Here is a 5819-nt window from a genome sequence, read left to right on the forward strand (position 1 = left end):
ATCCGCACTATCATCGGCGCGGAGCTGTTTCACGGACCTGTTCGGGATGGGAAGGGGTGGTTCCAGCTCGCTATGGTCACCAGGCATGAGGGGTTGCAGCGCTGCGGTTGCGGGCAACGCTGCGAATCGGGATGTAGTTGGGGTTGTGCGTGTCAACTGTTTCGGCACAGTCGCGATCACACACCAGGCAAAACACACTGGTTATAGGATCAAGCCTTACGGGCAATTAGTACTGGTTAGCTTAACGCATTACTGCGCTTCCACACCCAGCCTATCAACGTCCTGGTCTCGAACGACCCTTCAAGGAGGTCAAGCCTCCAGGGAATCCTCATCTTCAGGCGAGTTTCCCGCTTAGATGCTTTCAGCGGTTATCTCTTCCGTACATAGCTACCCTGCGATGCCTCTGGCGAGACAACAGGTACACCAGCGGTACGTCCACTCCGGTCCTCTCGTACTAGGAGCAGCCCCCGTCAAGATTCCAACGCCCACGGCAGATAGGGACCAAACTGTCTCACGACGTTTTAAACCCAGCTCACGTACCTCTTTAAATGGCGAACAGCCATACCCTTGGGACCGGCTACAGCCCCAGGATGAGATGAGCCGACATCGAGGTGCCAAACACCGCCGTCGATATGAACTCTTGGGCGGTATCAGCCTGTTATCCCCAGAGTACCTTTTATCCGTTGAGCGATGGCCCTTCCATTCAGAACCACCGGATCACTATGTCCTGCTTTCGCACCTGCTCGACTTGTCGGTCTCGCAGTTAAGCACGCTTTTGCCATTGCACTTTAGGTACGATGTCCGACCGTACCAAGCGTACCTTCGAACTCCTCCGTTACACTTTGGGAGGAGACCGCCCCAGTCAAACTGCCTACCATGCACTGTCCCCGACCCGGATTCACGGGCCAAGGTTAGAACCTCAAACAAACCAGGGTGGTATTTCAAGGACGGCTCCACGTGAACTGGCGTCCACGCTTCAAAGCCTCCCACCTATCCTACACAGATCGGTTCAAAGTCCAATGCAAAGCTACAGTAAAGGTTCATGGGGTCTTTCCGTCTAGCCGCGGGGAGATTGCATCATCACAAACACTTCAACTTCGCTGAGTCTCGGGAGGAGACAGTGTGGCCATCGTTACGCCATTCGTGCAGGTCGGAACTTACCCGACAAGGAATTTCGCTACCTTAGGACCGTTATAGTTACGGCCGCCGTTTACCGGGACTTCAATCAAGAGCTTGCACCCCATCATTTAATCTTCCGGCACCGGGCAGGCGTCACACCCTATACGTCCACTTTCGTGTTTGCAGAGTGCTGTGTTTTTATTAAACAGTCGCAGCCACCATTTTATTGCAACCCCTTCACCCTTCTGGCGCAGGCCAGTCAAGCTACCAGGGCGTACCTTATCCCGAAGTTACGGTACCAATTTGCCGAGTTCCTTCTCCCGAGTTCTCTCAAGCGCCTTAGAATACTCATCTCGCCCACCTGTGTCGGTTTGCGGTACGGTCTCGTATGACTGAAGCTTAGAGGCTTTTCTTGGAACCACTTCCAATTGCTTCGCAGCACTAGGCCGCTCGCCCCACATCCTTGAATCCCGCGCCCGGATTTGCCTGAGCGCCTTCTCCAATGCAGGGACCGGGACTTCCAACACCCGGACAACCTTCCGCGATCCGTCCCCCCATCGCATCATACGACGGTGCAGGAATATTAACCTGCTTCCCATCAGCTACGCATCTCTGCCTCGCCTTAGGGGCCGACTCACCCTACGCCGATGAACGTTGCGTAGGAAACCTTGGGCTTACGGCGAGGGGGCCTTTCACCCCCTTTATCGCTACTCATGTCAGCATTCGCACTTCTGATACCTCCAGCATCCTTTACAAGACACCTTCACAGGCTTACAGAACGCTCTCCTACCACGCGTGCGCTCCTTTAAATCCACTAGCACAACCACCATCGATCATTGTTGGCGGCTTTGTCGATGCTGCGCATCGACAAGCTTGGTGCACTTAAAGGAACGCACGCGTCCGCAGCTTCGGTATATGGCTTAGCCCCGTTACATCTTCCGCGCAGGACGACTCGATCAGTGAGCTATTACGCTTTCTTTAAAGGGTGGCTGCTTCTAAGCCAACCTCCTGACTGTTTTAGCCTTCCCACTTCGTTTCCCACTTAGCCATATTTGGGGACCTTAGCTGGCGGTCTGGGTTGTTTCCCTCTTGACACCGGACGTTAGCACCCGATGTCTGTCTCCCGTGATTGCACTCTTCGGTATTCGGAGTTTGCTATGGCGGGGTAATCAGCAATAGACCCCCCAACCATGACAGTGCTCTACCCCCGAAGGTGAGACACGAGGCACTACCTAAATAGTTTTCGGAGAGAACCAGCTATTTCCAGATTTGTTTAGCCTTTCACCCCTATCCACAGCTCATCCCCTAACTTTTCAACGTTAGTGGGTTCGGTCCTCCAGTACGTGTTACCGCACCTTCAACCTGGCCATGGATAGATCATCTGGTTTCGGGTCTACACCCAGCGACTCAACGCCCTGTTCGGACTCGCTTTCGCTACGCCTTCCCTAATCGGTTAAGCTTGCCACTGAATGTAAGTCGCTGACCCATTATACAAAAGGTACGCCGTCACCCCCGAAGAGGCTCCGACTGTTTGTATGCATGCGGTTTCAGGATCTATTTCACTCCCCTCCCGGGGTTCTTTTCGCCTTTCCCTCACGGTACTGGTTCACTATCGGTCGATCACGAGTATTTAGCCTTGGAGGATGGTCCCCCCATCTTCAGACAGGATTTCACGTGTCCCGCCCTACTTGTCGTACACCTAGTTCCACAATCGTGTTTTCGCATACAGGGCTATCACCTGCTATGGCCGGGCTTTCCATCCCGTTCTGCTAACACCACTGCTAAAGAGTACAAGGCTCTTCCCATTTCGTTCGCCACTACTTTGGGAATCTCGGTTGATTTCTGTTCCTGCAGCTACTTAGATGTTTCAGTTCGCCGCGTTCGCTTCCCACACCTATGAATTCAGTGTGGGATGACCCATTCGGGCCGGGTTTCCCCATTCGGACATCTCCGGATCAAAGCTTGTTTGCCAGCTCCCCGAAGCTTTTCGCAGGCTACCGCGTCCTTCATCGCCTGTGATCGCCAAGGCATCCACCACATGCACTTGTTCGCTTGACCCTATAACGAGTGTGTCTCGATTGCTCGAAACATGTCGCTACAGGATGAGTTCTCGCATTTGTGCCGTATTCCAAGTCATCTTTCGATCACTTAAATACATTTTGGTTGATACAATCACAACCCGGTATCGCGTTTGGGTACTGCAGCGTCTCATCAACGCTTCGCGACACCTTTACTACATCCCATATTGTTAAAGAACAGCCGACTTTCGTCGCTTGGCAATGCCAAATGAAAGCACTCAGCAACGAATGCTTTCATTTGACCACCAATCCAAGGTAACCAGGCCCATCAAAGCGATGGTGGAGGATGACGGGATCGAACCGACGACCCCCTGCTTGCAAAGCAGGTGCTCTCCCAGCTGAGCTAATCCCCCGTACGGATAACTTGGTGGGTCTGGTAGGACTTGAACCTACGACCCCCGCCTTATCAAGACGGTGCTCTAACCACCTGAGCTACAGACCCTTGGCTGTAACAGCAAACAAACCGATAAGTGTGAACGCTAGGCTTGAGACACAAGCCTCTGGAAAGGAGGTGATCCAGCCGCACCTTCCGATACGGCTACCTTGTTACGACTTCACCCCAGTCATGAACCCTGCCGTGGTAATCGCCCTCCTTGCGGTTAGGCTAACTACTTCTGGCAAAACCCACTCCCATGGTGTGACGGGCGGTGTGTACAAGACCCGGGAACGTATTCACCGCGGCATGCTGATCCGCGATTACTAGCGATTCCAGCTTCACGTAGTCGAGTTGCAGACTACGATCCGGACTACGATGCGTTTTCTGGGATTAGCTCCCCCTCGCGGGTTGGCAACCCTCTGTACGCACCATTGTATGACGTGTGAAGCCCTACCCATAAGGGCCATGAGGACTTGACGTCATCCCCACCTNCGCCTTATCAAGACGGTGCTCTAACCACCTGAGCTACAGACCCTTGGCTGTAACAGCAAACAAACCGATAAGTGTGAACGCTAGGCTTGAGACACAAGCCTCTGGAAAGGAGGTGATCCAGCCGCACCTTCCGATACGGCTACCTTGTTACGACTTCACCCCAGTCATGAACCCTGCCGTGGTAATCGCCCTCCTTGCGGTTAGGCTAACTACTTCTGGCAAAACCCACTCCCATGGTGTGACGGGCGGTGTGTACAAGACCCGGGAACGTATTCACCGCGGCATGCTGATCCGCGATTACTAGCGATTCCAGCTTCACGTAGTCGAGTTGCAGACTACGATCCGGACTACGATGCGTTTTCTGGGATTAGCTCCCCCTCGCGGGTTGGCAACCCTCTGTACGCACCATTGTATGACGTGTGAAGCCCTACCCATAAGGGCCATGAGGACTTGACGTCATCCCCACCTTCCTCCGGTTTGTCACCGGCAGTCTCTCTAGAGTGCCCTTTCGTAGCAACTAGAGACAAGGGTTGCGCTCGTTGCGGGACTTAACCCAACATCTCACGACACGAGCTGACGACAGCCATGCAGCACCTGTGTCCACTTTCCCTTTCGGGCACCTAATGCATCTCTGCTTCGTTAGTGGCATGTCAAGGGTAGGTAAGGTTTTTCGCGTTGCATCGAATTAATCCACATCATCCACCGCTTGTGCGGGTCCCCGTCAATTCCTTTGAGTTTTAATCTTGCGACCGTACTCCCCAGGCGGTCAACTTCACGCGTTAGCTACGTTACTGAAGAAATGAATCCCCAACAACTAGTTGACATCGTTTAGGGCGTGGACTACCAGGGTATCTAATCCTGTTTGCTCCCCACGCTTTCGTGCATGAGCGTCAGTGACGTCCCAGGGGGCTGCCTTCGCCATCGGTATTCCTCCACATCTCTACGCATTTCACTGCTACACGTGGAATTCTACCCCCCTCTGACATACTCTAGCCTGGCAGTCACAAGCGCCATTCCCAAGTTGAGCTCGGGGATTTCACGCCTGTCTTACCAAACCGCCTGCGCACGCTTTACGCCCAGTAATTCCGATTAACGCTCGCACCCTACGTATTACCGCGGCTGCTGGCACGTAGTTAGCCGGTGCTTATTCTTCCGGTACCGTCATCGACCCCGGGTATTAACCAGAGCCATTTCTTTCCGGACAAAAGTGCTTTACAACCCGAAGGCCTTCTTCACACACGCGGCATTGCTGGATCAGGGTTGCCCCCATTGTCCAAAATTCCCCACTGCTGCCTCCCGTAGGAGTCTGGGCCGTGTCTCAGTCCCAGTGTGGCTGATCGTCCTCTCAGACCAGCTACTGATCGTCGCCTTGGTAGGCCTTTACCCCACCAACTAGCTAATCAGACATCGGCCGCTCCTATCGCGCGAGGCCGTTACCGGTCCCCCGCTTTCACCCTCAGGTCGTATGCGGTATTAGCTAATCTTTCGACTAGTTATCCCCCACGACAGGGCACGTTCCGATGTATTACTCACCCGTTCGCCACTCGCCGCCAGGCCGAAGCCCGCGCTGCCGTTCGACTTGCATGTGTAAGGCATGCCGCCAGCGTTCAATCTGAGCCAGGATCAAACTCTTCAGTTCAATCTCTGTGTGGACCCGAAGGTCCTCGCTCTTTCGAGCGGTCGCTCACTCTCAGAAAACTGACTGACCAGATCCGAAGATCCAGTCACGTTTTGCTGTGCGAGCACTGTATAAC

The 5819-nt window shown here is 53.9% G+C and carries 2 tRNA genes, 2 rRNA genes and 1 other annotated feature; all 4 genes read right to left on the reverse strand.

From position 1 onward, the window contains the following. Window position 1 precedes the first annotated feature (1 nt). Window positions 2-84 (reverse strand) — a sequence feature (5S ribosomal RNA rRNA prediction is too short). Window positions 85-205: 121 nt separating this feature from the next. Then, window positions 206-3177 (reverse strand): 23S ribosomal RNA (locus CBM2594_RS27200). 297 nt (window positions 3178-3474) lie between these two features. Continuing rightward, window positions 3475-3550 (reverse strand) — tRNA-Ala (locus CBM2594_RS27205). A gap of 12 nt (window positions 3551-3562) precedes the next feature. Further along, window positions 3563-3639: transfer RNA gene (locus CBM2594_RS27210), tRNA-Ile, on the reverse strand. 531 nt (window positions 3640-4170) lie between these two features. Then, window positions 4171-5704, reverse strand: a 16S ribosomal RNA gene (locus CBM2594_RS27215). Together the 16S and 23S rRNA genes with 2 tRNA genes alongside form the textbook arrangement of a ribosomal RNA operon. Window positions 5705-5819: the final 115 nt, after the last annotated feature.

The organism is Cupriavidus taiwanensis, assembly GCF_900249755.1.
In the GTDB taxonomy this organism is placed as follows: Bacteria; Pseudomonadota; Gammaproteobacteria; order Burkholderiales; family Burkholderiaceae; genus Cupriavidus; species Cupriavidus taiwanensis_D.